The sequence below is a fragment of the Serratia sp. JSRIV004 genome, from assembly GCF_019968705.1.
Taxonomy (GTDB): domain Bacteria; phylum Pseudomonadota; class Gammaproteobacteria; order Enterobacterales; family Enterobacteriaceae; genus Chania; species Chania fonticola_B.
Genome location: NZ_CP074140.1, coordinates 3,206,210 through 3,226,995, shown reverse-complemented (window position 1 = coordinate 3,226,995; position 20,786 = coordinate 3,206,210). Strand labels below are relative to the sequence as shown.

The following is a 20,786-nucleotide window of genomic DNA, read 5'->3' as shown; positions in this document are numbered from 1 at the left end:
CACACTACGGCCAATAAGAAGGAATTGAGATGAGTGCTCTATTACTTGCCATCCCGTTGACAATCTTTGTGTTGTTTGTCGCACCGATTTGGCTTTGGTTGCATTACAGCAACCGGCAACAGAGCGGCGTTCAACTGAGTCATCAGGAGATGCAACGTCTGACGCAGCTGGCGGAGCAGGCCTCACGCATGCGCGATCGTATTCAGGCGTTGGAAGACATTCTTGATGCGGAACACCCGAATTGGAGGCAGTCGTAATGCGTAGAGACCAGGACAGAGGAAAGTTTGGCGATCGTCACGATCGTTCTTACTACAACGACGACAGCGGTTCATACAAGGGCAACACGTTAGGCAGTAAAAAACTGTACCGTGTGCCTGAAGAAGGCATGCTGAAGGGCGTTTGCGCTGGCCTTGCCCACTATTTTGACGTGCCCGTGCGTTTGATCCGGGTGATTGCCGTGCTGTCGCTGTTCTTCGGGCTGTTCTTCATTACGGTAGTCGCCTATATCGCCTTGGTCTTCGTGCTTGAGGAGGCTCCAGCCAGCCGTTATCAGGATGAACATCAGGCCACACCGCGCCAGTTGCTCGATAAGCTGGAATACGAATTGAGCAGCGGGGAGCAGCAGTTGCGCAAGGTCGAGCGCTACGTCACGTCTGACACCTTTGGCGTGCAGAGCCGTTTTCGCCAACTGTAACCTCTCTTAACGATGCACGGGCCTGCGTATGCCGCAGGTCAGGCATTGCACCGACTTTTTCCCCAACATTTGCCAGAGGGCCGCAACCATGAGCAAAACCTATGCGATTAATGCCCCAAAAACTGCTTCACCAAAATGGGGAGTAGGTGCATTGTTGAAGACCTTGTCGAAAGTCATCATCATAGCGCTAATGAGTTATGGCCCGGCGGGGGCAACCGCGTGGTTGCTGAAAACCGTCAGCCGCAAACCGCTGCGTTACGTGTTGGCCCTGTTGCTGGAACCGCTGGTTCGCAAAGGGCTGAACAAGGCGTTCGGGCGCTATGCCAAGGAGAACAATGAAACGACTGCAAAATGAGTTAACTTCGCTGGTCAATCGCGGGATGGATCGTCATCTGCGGCTGGCAGTCACCGGCTTGAGCCGCAGTGGTAAGACGGCGTTTATCACCGGATTGGTCAATCAATTACTCCATGTTCACAGCGGCGCACGTATGCCGCTGTTTTCCCCTGTGCGGGAAGAAAGGCTGTTGGGGGTGAAACGCATTCCTCAACGCGACCTCGGTATCCAACGTTTCACCTACGATGAAGGCCTGGCGCAGCTGTATGGCAATCCGCCAAGTTGGCCAACGCCAACCCGTGGCGTCAGCGAAATCCGCCTGGCGCTGCGCTATCGCTCCAATGATTCACTACTGCGCCATTTTAAAGAAACCTCCACGCTGTATCTGGAGATCGTCGACTATCCGGGCGAATGGCTGCTGGATTTGCCGATGCTGGAACAGGACTACCTGGCCTGGTCACGTCAGATGGCTGGGTTGTTGCAGGGCGACCGCGCGCGCTGGGCCGAGCCTTGGCTGGCCTTGTGCAAAGATCTCGATCCGTTGGTCCCGGCGGATGAAAACAAGCTGGCGGCAATCGCCCAGGCTTATACCGACTACCTGCTGCGCTGTAAGGCTGAAGGGCTGCACTTTATCCAACCTGGGCGCTTTGTGCTGCCTGGCGATATGGCCGGAGCGCCTGCGCTGCAGTTCTTCCCGTGGCCGAACGTCGATGCGGCAGGGGAATCGCGCCTGGCACAGGCGGACAAACATACTAATGCGGGTATGCTGCGCGCCCGCTTTAACTATTACTGTCAGTCGATCGTCAAGGCGTTTTATAAAGAGCACTTTGTTCGTTTCGATCGCCAGATCGTGCTGGTGGATTGCCTGCAACCGCTCAACAGCGGGCCGCAGGCGTTTAATGATATGCGTTTGGCGCTGACTCAGTTGATGCAAAGTTTCCACTACGGCAAGCGTACGCTGTTCCGCCGCCTGTTTTCGCCGACCATCGACAAACTGATGTTTGCGGCCACCAAGGCGGATCATATCACCGCCGATCAGCACGCCAATCTGGTTTCGCTGTTACAGCAACTGGTGCAGGAGGCCTGGCAGAATGCCGCGTTTGAAGGCATCAGCATGGACTGCGTCGGCCTGGCTTCGGTACAGGCGACCGAAAGCGGCATTGTCGATCATCATGGGCAGCCGATCCCGGCATTGAAAGGCCACCGCCTGGACGATGGTGCACCGCTGACGGTCTTCCCCGGCGAAGTGCCTGCGCGCCTGCCTGGCCCGGCGTTCTGGCAGCAACAAGGGTTCCATTTTGACCAGTTCCGCCCACGTATGATGAGCGTTGACAGCCCGCTGCCGCATATCCGTCTGGACGCGGTGATGGAGTTTTTATTGGGAGATAAATTACGATGAGCGAGCCGTTAAAACCGCGTATCGATTTTGCCGAGCCGTTGCAGCCGCCACAGGAACCGGTGTTGCGCGCAGGCTTGGAATTTGACGAACAGCAAGCCGAGAAATTCTATCCGGCAGCGCCAGAGATGGAGCAGGAAGAAGAGGAAGGGCGCGCGGAAGGTATCGTTAACGCAGCGTTGAAACCCAAGCGCAGCTTGTGGCGTAAAATGGTTAACGCCGGGCTGATGCTGTTTGGCGTCAGCGTGGTGGCTCAAGGTGTCCAGTGGGTGCATACCTCCTGGGTGCAGCAGGATTGGATTGCGCTGGGTGGTGGGATCGCCGGTGGGTTGATCGTCTTCGCCGGTATCGGTTCGGTGGTCGGGGAATGGCGCAGGCTATACCGCCTACGCCAACGGGCAGAAGAGCGTGACGAAGCTCGGGAACTGCTGCACAGTCACGGCCTGGGGAGAGGGCGCGAGTTTTGTGAAAAGCTGGCGCGTCAGGCCGGGTTGGATCAAGGGCACCCCGCATTGCAACGCTGGCAGGCTTCATTACATGAAACCCAGAACGACCGCGAAGTGGTTGCGCTGTATGCCAAGCTGGTGCAGCCGGTGTTAGATAATCAGGCGCGGCGCGAAATCAGCCGTTCGGCGGCAGAGTCGACGCTGATGATCGCCGTCAGCCCTTTGGCCTTGGTGGACATGGCCTTTATCGCCTGGCGCAATATCCGCCTGATTAACCGCATTGCGGCCCTGTATGGCATCGAACTGGGCTATTTCAGCCGTATTCGTCTGTTCCGTCTGGTGTTGCTGAATATCGCCTTTGCTGGTGCTTCTGAACTGGTGCGGGAAGTGGGCATGGACTGGATGTCGCAGGATATTGCGGCGCGGTTGTCTGCGCGGGCAGCGCAGGGGATTGGGGCAGGTCTGTTGACGGCGCGATTGGGCATCAAGGCGATGGAACTGTGCCGCCCGTTACCCTGGTTAGAAGGCGATAAGCCAAAACTGGGTGATTTCCGTGGTCAATTGATTAACCAACTGAAAGACACCATGAAAAAAGGTCAAAGCAAGGTCTGACTCCACCAGGCTGCGTCAATCAGACGCAGCCTGGTGGCCGCACCGTCCAAAACTCCCTTCTTTTTGTACACCGCTGCAATACCCATTAATTGTTAATGATAAGTTAATCAAGTGTTTGTTTTGCGGTCTTGGTCACGAAAAATCCCACGGACCGCGGCAAAGAAGACGGTATATTTGACTAACAATTAATCTGAATATCTGACTACGCCAGCGGGTAATCCCGCCGTATTCACTTGCTGCTTCAGCACCAAGACATCAATCCCAAGGACAGGAGGTAATGAACATGCCGCACCGTGAGCCGAATTTAGAGACCTTCCAACCCTATGCCGATGAAAGCCAAACCCTCCGTCGACATATTCATCAATACCCTGAACTGGGATTTGAGGAACGACAAACCGCCGATCTGGTGGCGGGAAAGCTTGAGGCGTGGGGGTATCAGGTGACACGTGGGCTCGGTATCACCGGCCTGGTTGGGACGCTGAAAAGAGGTAACAGCCCCCGCACGTTAGGTATTCGGGCAGATATGGATGCCTTGCCGATCCTGGAAAATACGCAACTCCCTTACAGCAGTCAGCACGAAGGCATCATGCATGCCTGTGGGCATGACGGCCACACCGCGATGTTGCTTGGTGCGGCACATTATCTGGCCGATCACGCCTGTTTCGATGGCACCTTGCATCTCATTTTTCAACCTGCAGAAGAGGGGTTGGCAGGTGCCCAGAAGATGATCGACGATGGCCTGTTTAAACGCTTCCCCTGTGACGCCGTTTTTGCCATGCACAACATGCCGGGCTTCCCGCAGGGGCAGTTTGTCTTTGGTGAGGGGGCGTTTATGGCTTCCAGTGATACGGTCACCATCACCATTCACGGCAAAGGGGGCCATGGAGCGATGCCGAAAGGCACCGTTGATGCCGTGGTCGTCGGAGCTAGCATTGTGATGGCATTGCAGACGATCGTCGCGCGTAATTTGGGGGCGCAAGAGCCGGGCGTGATCACCGTAGGTTCATTCCAGTCAGGCATGGCCAGTAATGTCATCGCCGACTCTGCGGTATTAAAACTCAGTGTACGCGCGTTGGATCCGCAAGTCAGGGAGCTGTTGGAAGAGCGCATCAAGACGTTAGTGGCGGCCCAGGCGGCCTCATACGGTGCCAGGATCGATATTGACTATGATCACACCTATCCCGTGTTGGTTAACCAACCGGAGATGACCCGTTTTGCCAAGCAGGTGGCGCAAAATTTAATGGGTGAAAGCCATCCGCAGCAGGTAATTGATATTCCAGAACCGTTGATGGGCAGCGAAGACTTTGCCTTTATGCTGAACCAGTGCCCTGGCAGTTATTTACTATTAGGTAACGGCAAGGGTGAAAACAGCTGCATGGTACATAACCCCGGCTATGATTTTAATGATGAAATTATACTCAGAGGGATCGCCTATTGGTCTGCGTTGACGCAGGAATTCCTGAAGGAATAAACCTCGGCCTTTAATAACTTGCTAATGCTGCTGAATTTGTCGGGGTCGAACATGTTTGATCCTGGCATAACATCGATTATCTGGACGGACGCCGCATGTGGCGTTCCTACATAAAAGGACAGGCCATGGATAGCGTCAAGGAAAGAAAGTCCCCGGCAAGGGCCATTGTGGCTACCACGTTAGGCAATGGCTTAGAGTTTTTTGATTTGGTGCTGTACGCATTTTTTGCGACCTACATTGCAAAAGCTTATTTCCCCGCGACAGATCCTTTGGTGAGCATGACGATGACCTTCCTGATCTTTGGGATGGGTTATCTTGCCAGGCCGTTGGGGGCGCTGGTCATCGGCCATTATGCCGATAAAAAAGGGCGCAAGCCCGCCATGACGCTGACGTTCCTGCTGATGGGGCTCAGTACCCTGACGATTGGTATCACCCCGTCATATGAGAGCATCGGGACTGCGGCCCCGATCATTATTACCCTGGCCAGGCTGATGCAAGGCTTCTCCGCAGGCGGTGAGTTAGGCGCATCAACCACCCTGCTGGTGGAGTATGCTAAACCCCATAATCGCGGGTTTTACGGGGGATGGCAGGTCGCGAGCCAAGGTGCGGGCAACGTATTTGCCGCCATGACGTTGGTGATCCTGGTCAATTGTATGCCAGAGGCGAGTGTGGAAGCCTGGGGTTGGCGTATTCCGTTTCTGTTTGGCATCGTGATTGTTCCGGTGGGGCTGTATATTCGCTTTAAGCTGGAAGAAACCGCCACTCACACCTTACCAACGGCCAGCGAAAGCGTCAGCAAAATCCCCCTGCTGGAAGTGATAACTACCTACTATAAAGAAACCTTGGCGGGAATTTTGCTGACGATGGGGGGAACCATTCCGCATATGATCATCATGTTTTATATTCCCAACTACGCCATCAGCATATTAAAGCTGGATACCAGCTATAGCATGTTGATTGGTGCCGTCGCCGGTTTGATTACGTTGATTGGTGGCCCGCTGGCCGGGATGTGGTCAGATAAGGTCGGCAGAGTTCGGTTGATTGCGTGGGCGAGAATAGCGATTGTTGTACTGATTTATCCGGCCTTTTATTTACTCAGCACTCACCCCAGTGTTGAAATGCTGTTTGCGGTGATGATTGTGCTGAGCATTATCAATATTATCGGTGCTTCGCCTTCCATCACCATTTTGCCGGAAATATTCCCAAGACGGGTAAGAACCACCGGGTTATCGTTGGTGTATAGCGTTGCCGTGGGGATCTTTGGTGGTTTCTCACTATCGGCGGCTTCCTATCTAATCAAGCTAACCGGCAATACTACGGCTCCGGCGTTTTACGTGATTGCTGGCTGTGTTTTATCGCTGTTTGCCTTCCTGTACATCAAGGAAACCAGCCAGACGCCGCTCAATTAATGACCTCTCCCTGCAACCCTCTCAATGAGCGAGAGGGGTTGCTCTTTTGGGTAAGCAAGGTTACTTGGACACCCACGATCATGCGGCTGAACAGGTCTTCTATCAGGACGCTTAAAGCATCATTACCATTTATAGCCCATGTTCACGCTGTAATCAGGATCCTGATTGGTGGAGTAGGGATCGGACTGGCGCAGGCGATCGGTTTTTTTCACCGGGCCATTAAGCCTAGAATACGATTTGTCGCGTGGGCGGCTGCAGCTGGGATGGTCGCATTCAAGATTGGCACTGAAGCCGGTTTCATCTTTTGATTCTGACCAAACCATTGGTGCCTTGGCAGTTTTTTCTGCGGGCCCTGGTGTCGCCTTGGGGGCGGGGGCGTCTTTAATGCTGGGTTCCGGCGCCTTGTAGGATAGGTCCAGCGCCTGGGTTGGGGCGCTCAACAACAGCGTGGTGCAGCAGAATGCTGCCAGTGTATGCTTTCTAAGCATGGTCAATTTCCCGTTAATAGTTACTCTGCGCAACTATAAAATAGTCAGACGAGAATTACTATCATTTGTAACCAGTGAGGTCGCTTTTTTTAGTTTGTAACCACAGATTGACGAAAGAACATCCGCCTGTAATCGCGTGATAATCCGCTGCCAAAATAATGCAGAATATAATAACTCTCTAGAAATAAGCTAAAATTACGCCGATGGTGTTATTGGCTGGCGTTTAAAACCGCTAATAGCAGTGATAAACTGGAGCTCTGTCAACTTTTGCTGACAGATCGCTTCTTCCTTCCGGGGGGAGAGGTTATCATCATCACCAGACATCCCCGCACCTGCAGAGATAAGGCCAATACTGATGCGTTTGGAAGTATTTTGCGAAGACCGTCTCGGTCTCACTCGAGAATTACTCGATCTTTTGGTATCGCGCAGTATCGACCTGCGCGGCATCGAAATAGATCCTATCGGCCGTATTTACCTCAATTTTTCCCAGCTGGATTTTGATACCTTCCGCGCGCTGATGGCGGAGATCCGGCGCATCAGCGGTGTGACCGATGTGCGCACCGTTAACTTTATGCCTTCTGAACGTGAACACCGTGCGTTACGTGCGTTGCTGGAGTCGATGCCGGAACCGGTGTTTTCCATCGATATGAAAGGCAAGGTGGAGCTGACTAACCCGGCGGCCCAGACGCTGTTCAACTTCAGCGAAGACAAGATCCGCAATCAAACGGCGAGCCAGCTGATTGGCGGCTACAACTTCAGCCGCTGGCTGGAGAGTGAAGATACTAAGCCGCATTCCGAGCGGGTGGTGATCCGCAGCCAGGATTTCCTGATGGATATCACCCCGATCTATCTGGAAGATGAGCAACAACAGAATTCCCCTGTGGGCGCCGTGGTCATGCTCAAATCCACCGCCCGCATGGGCCGCCAACTGCAGAACCTGTCGGTCAATGATGATACCGAGTTTGACCATATTGTCGCCGTCAGCCCGAAGATGCGCCACGTGCTGGAGCAGGCGCGCAAGTTGGCCATGCTGGATGCCCCATTGCTGATTGTGGGCGATACCGGCACGGGGAAAGATATTTTGGCGCGGGCCTGCCACCTGCGCAGCCCACGTGGTAAACAGCCGTTCCTGGCGCTGAACTGTGCCGCCTTGCCTGATGATGTGGTGGAGAGCGAACTGTTTGGCCATGCGCCGGGCGCTTATCCGAATGCGTTGGAAGGTAAGAAGGGGTTCTTTGAGCAGGCCAACGGTGGCTCAGTGCTGCTCGATGAGATTGGCGAGATGTCGCCACGCATGCAAACCAAACTGTTGCGTTTCCTCAACGACGGTACTTTCCGTCGAGTAGGGGAAGAGCATGAGGTGCATGTGGATGTCCGGGTGATTTGTGCCACGCAGAAAAACCTGACCGAACTCGTGCAGCGCGGTGAATTCCGTGAAGATCTCTATTACCGCTTGAACGTGCTGACCATCACCATCCCACCGCTGCGCGAACGCCCGCAGGATATCATGCCGCTCACCGAGCTGTTTGTGGCGCGTTTTGCCGATGAACAAGGGGTCGCCAGGCCGAAACTGGCCAACGATCTCAGTAGCTTCCTCTGCAAGTACGGCTGGCCGGGCAACGTGCGACAGTTGAAGAACGCCATCTATCGTGCTCTGACCCAAACGGACGGTTACGAGCTGCGCCCGCAAGATATCATTCTGCCGGATTTTGAGGTGGAGATAGCGTTAGGGGATGAAGTGATGGAAGGCTCGCTGGATGATATCAGCAAGCGTTTTGAACGCTCGGTGCTGACTCGTCTGTATCGCACTTATCCCAGCACCCGCAAACTGGCCAAGCGCTTGGGCGTCTCGCATACGGCAATTGCCAATAAGCTGCGGGAATACGGGCTGAGCAATCGCAAGCTGACCGACGACAGCGAAGAATAGCGCTACTTTATTTCAGGTATAAAAAAGCCCGGTTTATAAACCGGGCTTTTTGGTATTTACAGGCTTATTTCAGCGCGGCAAGCGCGGCATCATAATCTGGCTCGGTGGTAATTTCGTTTACCAGCTCGCTATACAGCACGTTGTCCTGGCCATCCAGCACCACCACGGCGCGTGCGGTCAGACCGGCCAACGGGCCTTCGGCAATCTCTACACCATACGCCTGCTTGAAATCACCGCCGCGCAGGGTAGACAGAGTAACCACGTTGTTCAGGCCTTCAGCACCACAGAAGCGTGACTGGGCGAACGGCAGGTCGGAAGAGATACACAGGACCATGGTGTTATCCAGGCCACTCGCCAACTGGTTGAATTTACGCACCGATGCGGCACAGACGCCGGTATCAATGCTTGGGAAGATGTTCAGGACTTTGCGTTTACCCACGAAGCTGCTCAGGGCAACGTCTGACAGGTCTTTGGCAACCAGGGTAAAGCTTTTTGCCTGCTCGCCCTGCTGTGGCAGTTTGCCTGCTACAGTGACAGGGTTGCCTTGAAAATGTACGGTCTGAGTCATTGCTCGGTTCCTTTCAACGATGTTTATACAAAGATGTGAAGCCGATTAACACCGAGTTCACAATCTCGAAGCAGTTTAAGGCAACAATCGCACCTTGGATAGATAAAGTTTATCAACTGCAGGTATAGTGGACTGACTTTATGTGGTTTTTTCGCTCGGGAGCCGTTATGAGAAGCATGCGTTTTTACCCTGAAGCCTGGCCATTGCACACCGCCTTTGTGATCGCACGCGGTAGCCGGACCGAAGCCAAAGTCGTGGTGGTAGAGATTGAACAGCAGGGGATGTGCGGTGTCGGTGAATGCACCCCTTATCCGCGCTATGGCGAGAGCGAAACCTCAGTGATGGAGCAACTGGCCGAAGTGTCCACGGCCATCGCACAAGGGGTAACCCGGCAGGAGTTGCAACGCCTGATGCCTGCGGGGGCGGCTCGTAACGCGGTCGATTCGGCATTATGGGATTTGGAATGCCGCCTTGCGGGCAAAGATCTGTGGCAATTGAGCGGAGTTACCGAGCCGGAACGAGTAGTGATGGCGCAAACGCTCAGCATTGGCTCGCCGGAGGCGATGGCGTTTGCCGCTAAAGAGCTGGAACAACAGGGCGCGACGCTGCTGAAAATCAAGCTCGACGATCATCTGATCAGCGAAAGGCTGGTGGCGATCCGCACGGCGGTGCCGCAGATGACGTTGATCGTCGATGCCAATGAATCCTGGCAGGCGGAAGGTTTGGCATCGCGTTGCCAACTGCTGGCGGATTTAGGCGTGGCGATGCTGGAGCAACCCTTACCGGCCAGCGACGACAGCGCCCTGGAAAACTTCATCCATCCATTACCGATTTGCGCCGACGAGAGCTGCCATACCAGCGGCGATCTGCCTCGGTTGGTGGGGCGTTATCAGATGGTCAATATCAAGCTGGATAAAACCGGTGGGCTGACCGAAGGATTACAGCTTGCCGCACAGGCGCGCGCTCAGGGCTTCGAGATCATGCTTGGCTGTATGCTCTGCACCTCAAGAGCCATTACGGCGGCGTTGCCGTTGGTGCCTGGTGCCCGTTTTGTGGATCTCGATGGCCCAACCTGGCTGGCAAAAGACGTAGTGCCCGGTTTGGCCTTTGAGTGCGGTGCTATTGAGCTTTCACGCTAGTCAGCATAGGTCAGCAACTCGACCATGGCGGCAAGGTAGTTTTCACTAGCGGCGTCGGCTGAGATCGGCGGGAACTCGGCGGTGATGCAGGGCAAGGACAAGTCTGCGCACCAACTGCCGAATGAACCCGGGGTTTCATAGCCAACGCTGGTCACCAGCGGCAGGGCAAACTTATGCGCCAGCCAAACGCCCAGCGCGGAGCTTTCCGGATCTTCTATACAGGCCAATGGCTCATGGAAGGACACCACCCAGCGTGGCTTCAGGCGATGGATCAGATGGCATAATCCCTGGGTTTCCGGTTCGGAACCTGGCCTGCCGCCGGTGGAGAGCCGCACGTCACGAGCCTCCGCCGCGCTGTTCCAACGGTAGACCGTATCGCCTGAGCGCCAGTTGGCCGACGGGAAATTACGGTTCAGATCGACGCCGTTGGCATTGGAGCGCAGCCCAAGCTGGCAACCATCCGGATTGACCGCCAGGATCACATGATGGCGCAGTTGGGCGGGGGCGATACTGCGCAATGCGCAGGATAACGTCACCACTGCGGCAGTCTCGTCCCCGTGGGTGCCTGCAATCACCAACCCGGTATCCGGGCCGCTTCTGGCCGCCGGGAAATACAGCAGTGGGGCGCCTAACATCGATTTACCGTAAGTTTCACCTGCAACTGCCAGCTGGCCACGCTCACTGCGCGGTCTGTGTTGGGTCATGGGGTTTCCCTTTAAGCCAAAGTCAGAAAGAAATGCGATGTTATTGAGTGTATTACGCTTTCGCTCATCTTTCCCAGTCTGTTAAGCGAATAAAGTGATGTCTATTGTTATACTATCGGCAAGTGCTAACGATAAAGAGGATTTAACATGCCAGTTGCCAGAATAGTCGCGCGTTACAGCGAAAATGAAAAAGACACCATCACCCTACTGTGCGGCGTGGATGCAGAAAACCAGATCCGCCAGGGTGAATGGTTTGGCGTAGTGAAAAATGACGATGGGCGTGGTGACGAGTCCAACTATCCGTTCACCTTGCACGTGGATCATCAGAAAGGGGAGTTTTTCCTCGATTATGGTTTTGACGACGCCGAATCACGCCAGTTGCAAAAAACCGATATCCATCTCAACCCGTTGGTAGAGAAAGGCTATTTCACCATCTTCGATGAAGAAGAAGGGGAAGAGTTCAGCTATAAGATCGCCAGTATTCATCTTTACGACTGATCCTGCCTAAGCAATCAGCCCGCATTGCCGATAATGGCTGCGGGCTTTTTTTTGGATCAAACATCCACTTTTTACATTCTTGTTACGCCAGGCTATAGGTGGCGGGCATCTTTGTGCTATATGATAAAAAATTCATGGGGTTAACTGGGGCATATCTAACATGACGAGAAGAAAAATTCTGGCGAGTTTTCGTTTAACGCTTTGCGCGGTCACCATCAGCGCGGGTATTAGTGGTGCTATGGCAGCTCAGGTTCCCCCAGGTACCGCTCTGGCGGAGAAACAGGAGATCGTGCGGCACATCAAAGATGAGCCGGCGTCGCTCGATCCGATTAAAGCCGTGGGCCTGCCAGAAGCGCAGGTGGCACGCGATCTGTTTGAAGGGCTGGTGAATCAGGACGCGCATGGCAAAGTGATCCCCGGTGTCGCCACCCGCTGGCAGACCTCGGATAACCAGACCTATATCTTCACGCTGCGCAAAGATGCCCGCTGGTCCAACGGTGACCCTGTCACGGCGAAAGACTTCGTTTATAGCTGGCAACGGCTGGTCGATCCGAAAAGCCTGTCGCCGTTTGCCTGGTTTGCTCAGCTAGCCGGGATCCAGAATGCCGAAGAGATTATCGCCGGTAAGCTGCCCATCGATAAGCTTGGCGTGGTGGCAGTGGATGACCATACGCTAAAAGTGCAGTTGAACAAGCCTGTGCCCTATTTTGTCAGCCTGACGGCGAACTTCAGCCTGTTCCCAGTCCCTAAAGCCGTGGTTGAGCAATACGGCAACGATTGGACCAAAGTGGGCAATCTGGTTGGCAACGGCGCATTCAAACTGCAAGAGCGAGTGGTTAACGAGAAACTGGTATTGGTGCCGAACAACCATTATTGGGATCATAAACACACCGTGTTGACCAAGGTGACCTTTGTACCGATCAACCAGGAATCTAACGCCACCAAGCGTTATCAGGCTGGTGATATCGATATTACCGAATCCTTCCCGAAAAACATGTACCAGAAGTTGTTGAAGGATATCCCAGACCAGGTTTACACGCCGGATCAACTTGGCACTTATTACTACGCGTTCAATACCCAACGTGCGCCAACCAATGACGTACGGGTGCGCAAAGCCTTGTCTTACGCTATCGATCGCAAGATCATTGCCGAAAAAGTGCTGGGCACCGGCGAGAAACCGGCCTACCACTTCACCCCTGATGTCACTGCGGGCTTTAAGCCGGAAACCAGCCTGCTGCAGCAACAGTCCCAGGAAGAGTTGAACGAGCAAGCCAAGGCGCTGATGCAGGCGGCAGGTTATGGCCCGAACCATCCCCTGAAATTGACCCTGCTGTATAACACCTCAGAGAGCCACCAAAAGATTGCCATTGCCGTGGCGTCAATGTGGAAGCAAACCTTGGGTGTTGACGTTAAACTGCAAAATCAGGAGTGGAAAACCTATATCGACAGCCGTAACACCGGCAATTTCGACGTGGTTCGCGCCTCCTGGGTGGGGGATTACAACGAGGCCTCGACCTTCCTGTCACTGCTGACCTCTTCACACAGCGGGAATATCGCCAAATTTAACAGCCCGCAATACGACCGTCTGTTGGCCGATGCCAGTCGCGAGACTAATCCAACGGCGTTAACCGCGGATTATAACAAGGCCGAGCAGATGATTGCGGCCGAGGCCCCGATCGCCCCGATCTATCAATATACCAACGGGCGTCTGATCAAGCCTTGGGTGAAAGGTTACCCAATCACTAACCCAGAAGATGTCGCCTACAGTCAGGAAATGTATATTCTGAAACATTGATGTTCAGAGTCCTGACGCCTGCCCAAGCCCTCGCCAACGCGGGGGCTTTTTACTTTAAGATCCCGTTATGGCGTTGCCACTTTGATCCCTAAGGCAATAACGCTAGACTCTGTATCAACGGCAAAATAATGAGGGTTTTGAATGGATGTCATTGAGGGGCGCGAACTGCAGGTGCCCGACGCGGTCTATGCCTATCAACTCGACGGCAAGGGTGGCACCACGCCAATTGAGAATGACGATAAGATCACCAGCGAGGAGCCGTGCTGGCTGCATCTGGACTACGCCCACCCGGCCAGCGCCGAGTGGCTTGCCAACACGCCTCTGCTGCCGGATCTGGTAAGACAAGCGCTGGCGGGGGAAAGCACCCGACCACGCGTCACCCGGTTGGGCGACGGGACGCTGATCACGCTGCGTGGCATCAATTTCAACACGGACTCGCGGCCTGACCAACTGGTGACGTTCCGCGTTTATATCAACGATAAGATGATTATCTCCACCCGCCATCGTAAGGTCTACTCGATCGATGAGGTGGTCAATGAATTGCGCAATGGCCAGGGGCCGATTAATAGCGGTAACTGGCTGGTAGAAATCGCTGATGCTCTCACCGATCACACCAGTGAATTCATCGAAGATCTGCATGACAAGATCATCGATCTGGAAGATGCACTATTAGAGCAGCAAATCCCTGAGCGTGGGCAATTGGCGCTGATCCGCAAACAGTTGATTGTGCTTCGCCGCTACATGGCCCCGCAGCGCGATGTTTTCTCGCGTTTAGCGAGTGACCGCCTGCCGTGGATGAATGACGATGAGCGTCGCCGCATGCAGGACATTGCCGATCGCCTGGGGCGCGGATTAGATGATCTGGATGGCAGTATCGCCCGTACGGCGATCCTGTCTGATGAGATCACTACCGTGATGGCCGATGCCATGAACCGCCGTACTTACACCATGTCGCTGATGGCGATGGTCTTCCTGCCAACCACTTTCCTGACTGGGCTGTTCGGGGTCAACCTGGGGGGGATCCCAGGCAGCGGTAGCCCGCTGGCGTTTGCCTCTTTCTGCTTTATGTTAGTGGCATTGGTCGGGGGCGTTGCCTGGTGGCTGAGGCGTAGCCGCTGGTTGTAACGACAAATAGTGGCGAAAACGCGAGTAAAGTTGAGCAGTATCAACATTTGCTTACGCGAACTGCGGCATTCTTACTCCCGCAGGTGAATGCAACGTCAAGCGATGGGCGTTGCGCTCCATAATTGTTTTATTTACTTATTTTTAGAATTATTGCATAGCACATTTAATTCAATACGATGCCGGTTTAATCACCGGCATTTTTTTATGCTTTTTTCCCTTTGGCGAATCCCAAACAACCGGCTCACTCCGTAGGGGCGCTCACATGCTGCGCCCAGTTAGAGACATGCCGTCCAAGATCGCCCAATTAACAACACGCCGCCCGATTAGGCTAAGCCGCGCTTTCGTCCCAGAAGCTGGCTTCTATCTTGTGGCCATCCAGATCGCGGACGAAACAGCCGTAATAGGCGGCACCGTAATGTGGCCGTGAGCCCGGTGCACCGTCTCCTTGTGCCCCAGCGGCGACCGCCTGCTGATAAAACTCATCAACCTGCTGCTTGCTGGTGGCGAAGAAGCCAATATGCACGCCGTTCGCGGTGCCTGCGGGTTTGCCATCTATCGGCAGTTGCAACCAAAATTCAGGATAGTCACGGCCATAGCCGATAGCGCCAGGGTGTTCCAGCACGCGTCGGCAGCCTAACGCCCCGAGAACCCGGTCGTAAAACTGTGCAGCGGCATCGAAATTGTTGGTTCCCAGCGAGACGTGGGAAAGGCAGGGGGTGATATTCATCGTTGGTCTCCTTTGACTGTATAAATAAACAGTATAAGGTAAAAACCGCACTGTCAGGCACTTTATGCGTGAATTGTGAACAGGATCTAACATTAAGCGGAGAAAAAACCTCCGCCTGCGGGCACAGGCGGAGAGAGGGACTATTTGATTTCCAGCACGTTCAGGCGTTCAAACGCGGGCGAGCCGTTGTCATCCGAGTCTTCCGGCTGCCAACCCACCGGCTGCAGTGGAATATCTTCACGGTCAAACGCCAAGTCGCCACCATCAACTACTTCGCTGCCGTGGTGAATACCTTTGAAGTCAAACAGTTCGGTATCGCACAGATGCGAAGGCACCACGTTCTGCATGGCGCTGAACATGGTTTCGATGCGGCCTGGGTAGCGTTTGTCCCAATCGCGCAGCATATCGCCAATCACCTGGCGTTGCAGGTTTGGCTGTGAACCACACAGGTTGCACGGGATAATCGGGAATTCTTTCGCTACCGAGAAACGCTCGATGTCTTTCTCGCGGCAATAGGCCAGCGGGCGGATCACCACGTGTTTACCATCGTCGCTCATCAACTTGGGTGGCATACCTTTCAGCTTGCCGCCGTAGAACATGTTGAGGAACAGCGTTTGCAGGATATCGTCACGGTGGTGGCCAAGGGCAATCTTGGTGGCACCCAGCTCGGTGGCGGTACGGTAAAGGATACCGCGGCGCAGGCGTGAACACAGCGAGCAGGTGGTTTTGCCTTCCGGGATCTTATCCTTCACGATGCTGTAGGTGTTTTCTTCAACGATCTTATATTCCACCCCCAGGCTTTCCAGATAGGCTGGCAGGATGTGCTCGGGGAAGCCGGGCTGTTTCTGATCGAGATTCACCGCGACCAGTGAGAAATTCACCGGAGCGCTTTTTTGCAGATTGCGCAGGATTTCCAGCATGGTATAGCTGTCTTTCCCGCCGGACAGGCAAACCATGATGCGATCGCCTTCCTCAATCATGTTGTAGGCGGCGATGGCTTCACCCACGTTGCGGCGCAGGCGTTTTTGCAGTTTGTTCAGGTTGTACTGAGCTTTTTGGCTAATTGTTTGATTTTCTGACATTTAAATCGTGCTCGTTCTCATTTGGGTGCGCTACGGCGGTATGACACTTTTAGCGGGCAAGTTTAGCATTCTCTGGGAGGATTTGGTCATTATTCGTTTGAGCTGTGGTAATGTCAGGTCAAGGCTCATAGCCATTCAGGGATAGACTGTGGTTGGCATCGCAACAGATTTAAAGGATCTCCTCGCAAAGACGAGACCTGATTTTACCATTCAAAACTTACGTGACTTCACTGACTGGGCTGAACAGAGGGTATTGGCTGGTGATCCTTCTAGCAATTTGCTGATATTGGCTTCGCTAGGGCTGGACAAGGATTTAGTCAGGGAAGAGGTACAAACTTATTTTGCTGCATACCTCAAAGATATCGGTAAGCCCTATCCAGATAGCTTGGAGGCCACGGTCTACTATTTTCGACGATGCTTTAAGATTTTGGCCTGGTCTGAGGATGAAAATGTCGTTTGGGGCGCGTTAATCGACACGTTCGATCGCTGGTATGATTTTGATAGCCCAATGTTAAGTCGAATTGTTAACTATTGGAATGGAGTCCGAAGCGATTTCGTTGATTGCTTTGATGAGGAGTATGGTTATTTACATGTTATGTTCCCAAGGCACTTCGACATTCCACGTCAAAAACAGTGTGATTACATCAGGGCAACCGCAAAGCGCTTTTTCTGGCTCTTGGAGTGCGAATACACTTGCTCACTGATATTAAAAAACAGCTCGTAAGTGTTCAGGTGACCACGATCGTTTGTATGGGCGTAGCATGCAGCGCTTCTTCATGGCGAACCAGAGCAAAAAAGGGCGCGAAACCGCGCCCTCAAAAGTGTTACTCCGAAGCTGCCTTCTCCGACTTCCCAGCCAGCAGGCTTAGGAAATCATATTTCTCCTTCAGCTCTTTTTCTGCTGCTTCATACAGCGCGGCGGCAACCTCAGGCTGCTGCGTGTTGAGGCGGCGGAAACGCTGTTCCTTGTTCAATGTCGCCGTCAGCTCACTGTTCGGTGGCCGGGAGTCCAGCGCCAACGCGGCTTTGCCTTCCGCAGTACGACGTGGATCGAAGCGATACAGCGGCCAGAAGCCGGTCGCGGTTAGCTGCCGCATCTGGTCGTGGCTCAGTGCCAGATCGTAACCGTGTTCCTCACAAGGGCTGTAGGCGATGATCAGGGAAGGGCCGGGATAGGCTTCCGCTTCCTGAATCGCTTTCACCGTTTGGTTAAGCTGCGCCCCCAACGAGATCTGCGCAACATACACATGGCCGTACATCATCATGCTGACGCCAAGATCCTTACGAGCCTTGCGCTTGCCGTGTTCACCAAACTTGGTCACGGCCCCCAGTGGAGTGGCCTTGGATTGTTGCCCGCCGGTATTGGAGTAGCACTGCGTATCCAGCACCAACACGTTGACGTTTTCCGTCAGGCTCAGCACATGATCCAGACCGCCGAAGCCGATATCGTAGGCCCAGCCGTCACCGCCGATCAGCCAGATAGACTTATCTACCAGATAGTCGGCATCGGTAGCTAGCTGACGGGCGTCGTTACCTGCCACGTTAGCCAACAGGCTACGTAATTCGGCGATCTGCTGGCGGCGCGGGCCGGTGGCGATCTCGTCTGCCTGCAATGAGGCCACCAACTGGGCAGGTAATTGCGGAGCCAAGGTATCGAGCAGGCGCAATACGCGGCGGCGGTGCTGATCCACCGTCAGGCGGAAGCCCAGACCAAATTCGGCATTATCCTCAAACAGCGAGTTTGCCCAGGCTGGGCCACGGCCATCGGCGTTGGTGGTGTAAGGCGTGGTGGGCAGGTTACCGCCATAGATAGAAGAACAGCCGGTGGCGTTGGCAATCAGCAACCGGTCGCCATATAGCTGGGTCAGCAGCTTGATATACGGCGTTTCGCCACAGCCGGAACAGGCACCCGAATATTCAAACAGCGGAGAGATCAGCTGTGAGGTGCGGATATCGATGCGTTCCAACTGCGAGGCGTCGATCTCTGGCAGTTGCAGGAAGAAGTCATAATGAGCCTTTTCCTCTGCCAGATGATCGAGGCGGGATGCCATATTGATCGCCTTGATTTCCGGGTTCTGGCGATCTTTCGCCGGGCAAACCTCTACGCACAGGTTACAGCCGGTGCAATCTTCAGGGGCGACCTGCAATACGTATTTCTGGCCGCGCATATCACGGGATTTTACATCCAGCGATTGCAGCGTGGCAGGGGCGTACTCCATGGCTTCTGGTGGAACCACTTTGGCGCGAATGGCAGAATGCGGGCAGGCGGCGACGCAGTGGTTACACTGGGTACACAGGTCCGGCTGCCAGATCGGCACTTCTTCGGCGATATTGCGTTTTTCCCACTGCGTGGTGCCTACAGGCCAGGTGCCGTCCGGCGGGAATGCAGAAACCGGCAGGGTATCGCCCAGCCCCGCCAGCATCACGGCGGTAACGGTTTTGACAAAATACGGCGCGGCGTCGGAAACCACCGGAGGACGTATCGGACTGTTGCTGTCGAGTGGGCGCAGCGGGATTTCCGTCAGCTCACTCAGCGTGGCGCCCAAGGCCTGCCAGTTACGTTCGACCACCTCTTGGCCCTTGTTGCTGTAGCTGCGGGCAATCGCTCCCTGTAGCTCCTGCAACGCCACTTCACCCGGCAGGATCTTTGTCAGATGGAAGAAGGCCATCTGCATCACGGTATTGATGCGGGCACCCAAATGACATTCGCGCGCCAGCTTGGCCGCGTTGATGATGTAAAGCTTTGCCTGGCGCTGATGCAGGATCGCCTGGACCTCCTGCGGCAGGCGTGACCAGACTTCATCCGCGCTATAAGGGGTATTAAGCAGGAAAATACCGCCAGGTTTTAGCCGCTCCACCATTTGATACTTGTCGATAAACTGCCATTGGTGGCAACCGACAAAGTCGGCACGGTCGATAAGGTACGCCGAATTGATCGGCTTATCGCTAACCCGCAGGTGTGACACGGTCAGGCCACCGGCCTTTTTCGAGTCGTAGACAAAGTAGCCTTGGGCAAACATCGGCGTGCTGTTGCCGATAATTTTGATGTTGTTCTTGGTGGCAGAAACCGAGCCATCGCTGCCCAAACCATAGAACAGCGCCTCCAGCGAGGCCCGCTGAGGGAGCGTTTCTTCGTGGAGCGGTAGTGACAGACCGGTAATATCGTCGAAAATACCCACGGTAAAACGGGGGCGGGGCTTATCCAGCATCAACTCGCGGAAAATGGCCAACGCGCAGTCTGGGCCAAACTCCTTGGAAGACAGCCCATAGCGCCCGCCAATCACCATCGGCATGCTGGCGCGTTCGCCACGGCTAAAGGCTTCTGCCAGCGCGGTCATTACATCCAGGTATAAAGGCTCGGCCAGAGCACCCGGTTCTTTGGTGCGGTCAAGTACCGCAATTTTTTGTGCGCTTTCCGGCAGTACGGCGAGCAGATGTTTGGCGGAGAAAGGACGGTAAAGCCGAACTTTAAGAACGCCCACTTTTTCACCGCGCGTCAGCAGGTGGTCGATCGCTTCTTCACAGGTACCGATGGCGGACCCCATCAGGATCACCACGCGTTCGGCCTGCGGGTGGCCGTAATACTCAAACGGCTGATAGCTGCGGCCGGTGATGGCCGCAAACTTGTCCATCGCCTGCTGCACATGCTGGTAAGTATTGTCGTACCACGGATTGGTCGCTTCCCGCGATTGGAAGTAGGTATCCGGATTGGCTGACGTGCCGCGTATGACGGGATGATCCGGTGAGAGAGCCCGGCTGCGGTGGGCGTCGATGGCGTCCTGCGGCATCATCTGCTGTAGCGTTTCGTCGCTCAGCGGGGCGATCTTGTTGATTTCGTGCGAGGTGCGGAAACCATCGAAGAAATGGATGAACGGCAGGCGGCTGTTTAGCGTGGCCGTCTGGGCGATCAACGCGAAATCCTGCGCTTCTTGCACGTTGCTGGCACACAGCATGGCGCAACCGGTCTGGCGTACGGCCATTACGTCGGAGTGATCGCCAAAGATGGATAATGCATGAGTGGCGACGGTGCGAGCGGCAACGTGCAGGACAAATGGCGTTAGCTCCCCGGCCAGCTTATACAGCGAAGGGATCATCAACAGCAATCCCTGGGACGAGGTGAAGGAGGTGGAAAGTGCGCCGGTTTGCAACGCACCGTGCACGGTAGCAATGGCTCCGCCTTCGGACTGCATTTCCACCACGTTGGGGACGTCGCCCCAAATGTTTTTCTTGCCGTCACTGGACCAGGCAGCGGTTTGTTCCGCCATGGTCGAACTCGGGGTAATTGGGTAAATGGCAATCACTTCACTGGTGCGATAAGCCACGGAAGCGACAGCGTTATTACCATCTGTAGTAATCATCTGCAGTACCTTT

General features: G+C 54.6%; 20 protein-coding genes. 13 read left to right on the top strand and 7 right to left on the bottom strand.

Features of this window, described 5'->3' with window-relative positions; genetic code table 11:
• Positions 1-29: 29 nt before the first annotated feature.
• The 7 genes from pspB to KGP21_RS15360 all read left to right on the top strand — a co-directional run bounded on the left by pspB (position 30) and on the right by KGP21_RS15360 (position 6,362).
• Positions 30-257: an envelope stress response membrane protein PspB gene (pspB, locus tag KGP21_RS15390; protein ID WP_021182064.1), complete on the top strand. Its 228-nt coding sequence runs from the start codon at positions 30-32 to the stop codon at positions 255-257.
• Positions 258-385: 128 nt separating this feature from the next.
• On the top strand, positions 386-694 hold the full coding sequence (pspC, locus tag KGP21_RS15385; RefSeq protein ID WP_046808503.1) for an envelope stress response membrane protein PspC: 309 nt from the start codon (positions 386-388) through the stop codon (positions 692-694).
• An 88-nt stretch (positions 695-782) separates the two neighbouring features.
• Entirely contained in the window at positions 783-1,049 is a 267-nt protein-coding gene (gene pspD / locus KGP21_RS15380) for a phage shock protein PspD (RefSeq protein ID WP_021182062.1), read from the top strand.
• The gene (locus tag KGP21_RS15375) at positions 1,030-2,427 is read left to right on the top strand and encodes a YcjX family protein (RefSeq protein WP_209527158.1); all 1,398 of its coding nucleotides are present in this window, start codon (positions 1,030-1,032) and stop codon (positions 2,425-2,427) included. The genes pspD and KGP21_RS15375 overlap by 20 nt, the downstream gene beginning before the upstream one ends.
• Positions 2,424-3,482 carry a YcjF family protein gene (locus tag KGP21_RS15370; protein ID WP_024529301.1) on the top strand — a complete coding sequence of 353 codons (1,059 nt, stop codon included), beginning with the start codon at positions 2,424-2,426 and terminating at the stop codon, positions 3,480-3,482. Before KGP21_RS15375 ends, KGP21_RS15370 begins: the two co-directional genes overlap by 4 nt.
• 277 nt (positions 3,483-3,759) lie before the next feature.
• Positions 3,760-4,953, top strand: a complete 1,194-nt coding sequence (locus KGP21_RS15365; protein WP_037375980.1) for a M20 aminoacylase family protein — start codon at positions 3,760-3,762, stop codon at positions 4,951-4,953.
• A gap of 125 nt (positions 4,954-5,078) precedes the next feature.
• Positions 5,079-6,362 (top strand): MFS transporter, encoded by a 1,284-nt coding sequence (locus KGP21_RS15360; protein WP_037375979.1) that lies wholly within the window; start codon positions 5,079-5,081, stop codon positions 6,360-6,362.
• Positions 6,363-6,484: 122 nt separating this feature from the next.
• Here KGP21_RS15360 and KGP21_RS15355 read toward each other — a convergent pair whose 3' ends face one another.
• Positions 6,485-6,850 (bottom strand): hypothetical protein, encoded by a 366-nt coding sequence (locus KGP21_RS15355; RefSeq protein ID WP_059200923.1) that lies wholly within the window; start codon positions 6,848-6,850, stop codon positions 6,485-6,487.
• 195 nt (positions 6,851-7,045) lie between these two features.
• Positions 7,046-7,174: a hypothetical protein gene (locus KGP21_RS29640; RefSeq protein WP_256461354.1), complete on the bottom strand. Its 129-nt coding sequence runs from the start codon at positions 7,172-7,174 to the stop codon at positions 7,046-7,048.
• Positions 7,175-7,205: 31 nt separating this feature from the next.
• Between KGP21_RS29640 and tyrR the strand changes: the two genes are divergently transcribed.
• Positions 7,206-8,777: a transcriptional regulator TyrR gene (gene tyrR, locus KGP21_RS15350; RefSeq protein WP_021806540.1), complete on the top strand. Its 1,572-nt coding sequence runs from the start codon at positions 7,206-7,208 to the stop codon at positions 8,775-8,777.
• 64 nt (positions 8,778-8,841) lie between these two features.
• On the opposite strand, the gene tpx is transcribed toward tyrR, so the two are convergent.
• Positions 8,842-9,345, bottom strand: a complete 504-nt coding sequence (gene tpx, locus KGP21_RS15345; protein WP_021806539.1) for a thiol peroxidase — start codon at positions 9,343-9,345, stop codon at positions 8,842-8,844.
• A gap of 167 nt (positions 9,346-9,512) precedes the next feature.
• On the opposite strand from tpx, the gene ycjG reads away from it, so the two are divergent.
• Positions 9,513-10,484, top strand: coding sequence for an L-Ala-D/L-Glu epimerase (gene ycjG / locus KGP21_RS15340; protein WP_223535599.1), 972 nt, complete (start codon positions 9,513-9,515; stop codon positions 10,482-10,484).
• Here the strand turns inward: ycjG and mpaA are convergent.
• A complete protein-coding gene (gene mpaA, locus KGP21_RS15335) occupies positions 10,481-11,188 on the bottom strand; it encodes a murein tripeptide amidase MpaA (RefSeq protein ID WP_059200921.1) in 708 nt (235 codons plus the stop codon). The two genes, ycjG and mpaA, sit on opposite strands and share 4 nt — an antisense overlap.
• Before the next feature lie 147 nt (positions 11,189-11,335).
• On the opposite strand from mpaA, the gene KGP21_RS15330 reads away from it, so the two are divergent.
• The 3 genes from KGP21_RS15330 to zntB all read left to right on the top strand — a co-directional run bounded on the left by KGP21_RS15330 (position 11,336) and on the right by zntB (position 14,606).
• Positions 11,336-11,686: a hypothetical protein gene (locus KGP21_RS15330; RefSeq protein ID WP_021182239.1), complete on the top strand. Its 351-nt coding sequence runs from the start codon at positions 11,336-11,338 to the stop codon at positions 11,684-11,686.
• Positions 11,687-11,846: 160 nt separating this feature from the next.
• Positions 11,847-13,481, top strand: coding sequence for an ABC transporter substrate-binding protein (locus KGP21_RS15325; protein WP_021806536.1), 1,635 nt, complete (start codon positions 11,847-11,849; stop codon positions 13,479-13,481).
• A 141-nt stretch (positions 13,482-13,622) separates the two neighbouring features.
• Entirely contained in the window at positions 13,623-14,606 is a 984-nt protein-coding gene (zntB, locus tag KGP21_RS15320) for a zinc transporter ZntB (protein WP_071683442.1), read from the top strand.
• A 328-nt stretch (positions 14,607-14,934) separates the two neighbouring features.
• Here the strand turns inward: zntB and KGP21_RS15315 are convergent, their stop codons facing one another.
• The gene (locus KGP21_RS15315; RefSeq protein ID WP_021806533.1) at positions 14,935-15,333 is read right to left on the bottom strand and encodes a VOC family protein; all 399 of its coding nucleotides are present in this window, start codon (positions 15,331-15,333) and stop codon (positions 14,935-14,937) included.
• 140 nt (positions 15,334-15,473) lie between these two features.
• Positions 15,474-16,415, bottom strand: coding sequence for a tRNA 2-thiocytidine(32) synthetase TtcA (ttcA, locus tag KGP21_RS15310; protein ID WP_059200917.1), 942 nt, complete (start codon positions 16,413-16,415; stop codon positions 15,474-15,476).
• Between the two features lie 148 nt (positions 16,416-16,563).
• Between ttcA and KGP21_RS15305 the strand changes: the two genes are divergently transcribed.
• Positions 16,564-17,139: a hypothetical protein gene (locus KGP21_RS15305; protein ID WP_186486424.1), complete on the top strand. Its 576-nt coding sequence runs from the start codon at positions 16,564-16,566 to the stop codon at positions 17,137-17,139.
• Positions 17,140-17,239: 100 nt separating this feature from the next.
• Here KGP21_RS15305 and nifJ read toward each other — a convergent pair whose 3' ends face one another.
• Positions 17,240-20,773 carry a pyruvate:ferredoxin (flavodoxin) oxidoreductase gene (gene nifJ / locus KGP21_RS15300; RefSeq protein WP_223535597.1) on the bottom strand — a complete coding sequence of 1,178 codons (3,534 nt, stop codon included), beginning with the start codon at positions 20,771-20,773 and terminating at the stop codon, positions 17,240-17,242.
• Positions 20,774-20,786: the final 13 nt, after the last annotated feature.

Coding starts and splice junctions, on each gene's coding strand:
- pspB (WP_021182064.1), top strand. CDS start 30: ATGAGTGCTCTATTACTTGCCATCCCGTTGACAATCTTTGTGTTGTTT.
- pspC (WP_046808503.1), top strand. CDS start 386: ATGCTGAAGGGCGTTTGCGCTGGCCTTGCCCACTATTTTGACGTGCCC.
- pspD (WP_021182062.1), top strand. CDS start 783: ATGAGCAAAACCTATGCGATTAATGCCCCAAAAACTGCTTCACCAAAA.
- KGP21_RS15375 (WP_209527158.1), top strand. CDS start 1,030: ATGAAACGACTGCAAAATGAGTTAACTTCGCTGGTCAATCGCGGGATG.
- KGP21_RS15370 (WP_024529301.1), top strand. CDS start 2,424: ATGAGCGAGCCGTTAAAACCGCGTATCGATTTTGCCGAGCCGTTGCAG.
- KGP21_RS15365 (WP_037375980.1), top strand. CDS start 3,760: ATGAACATGCCGCACCGTGAGCCGAATTTAGAGACCTTCCAACCCTAT.
- KGP21_RS15360 (WP_037375979.1), top strand. CDS start 5,079: ATGGATAGCGTCAAGGAAAGAAAGTCCCCGGCAAGGGCCATTGTGGCT.
- KGP21_RS15355 (WP_059200923.1), bottom strand. CDS start 6,850: ATGCTTAGAAAGCATACACTGGCAGCATTCTGCTGCACCACGCTGTTG.
- KGP21_RS29640 (WP_256461354.1), bottom strand. CDS start 7,174: ATGTCTGGTGATGATGATAACCTCTCCCCCCGGAAGGAAGAAGCGATC.
- tyrR (WP_021806540.1), top strand. CDS start 7,206: ATGCGTTTGGAAGTATTTTGCGAAGACCGTCTCGGTCTCACTCGAGAA.
- tpx (WP_021806539.1), bottom strand. CDS start 9,345: ATGACTCAGACCGTACATTTTCAAGGCAACCCTGTCACTGTAGCAGGC.
- ycjG (WP_223535599.1), top strand. CDS start 9,513: ATGAGAAGCATGCGTTTTTACCCTGAAGCCTGGCCATTGCACACCGCC.
- mpaA (WP_059200921.1), bottom strand. CDS start 11,188: ATGACCCAACACAGACCGCGCAGTGAGCGTGGCCAGCTGGCAGTTGCA.
- KGP21_RS15330 (WP_021182239.1), top strand. CDS start 11,336: ATGCCAGTTGCCAGAATAGTCGCGCGTTACAGCGAAAATGAAAAAGAC.
- KGP21_RS15325 (WP_021806536.1), top strand. CDS start 11,847: ATGACGAGAAGAAAAATTCTGGCGAGTTTTCGTTTAACGCTTTGCGCG.
- zntB (WP_071683442.1), top strand. CDS start 13,623: ATGGATGTCATTGAGGGGCGCGAACTGCAGGTGCCCGACGCGGTCTAT.
- KGP21_RS15315 (WP_021806533.1), bottom strand. CDS start 15,333: ATGAATATCACCCCCTGCCTTTCCCACGTCTCGCTGGGAACCAACAAT.
- ttcA (WP_059200917.1), bottom strand. CDS start 16,415: ATGTCAGAAAATCAAACAATTAGCCAAAAAGCTCAGTACAACCTGAAC.
- nifJ (WP_223535597.1), bottom strand. CDS start 20,773: ATGATTACTACAGATGGTAATAACGCTGTCGCTTCCGTGGCTTATCGC.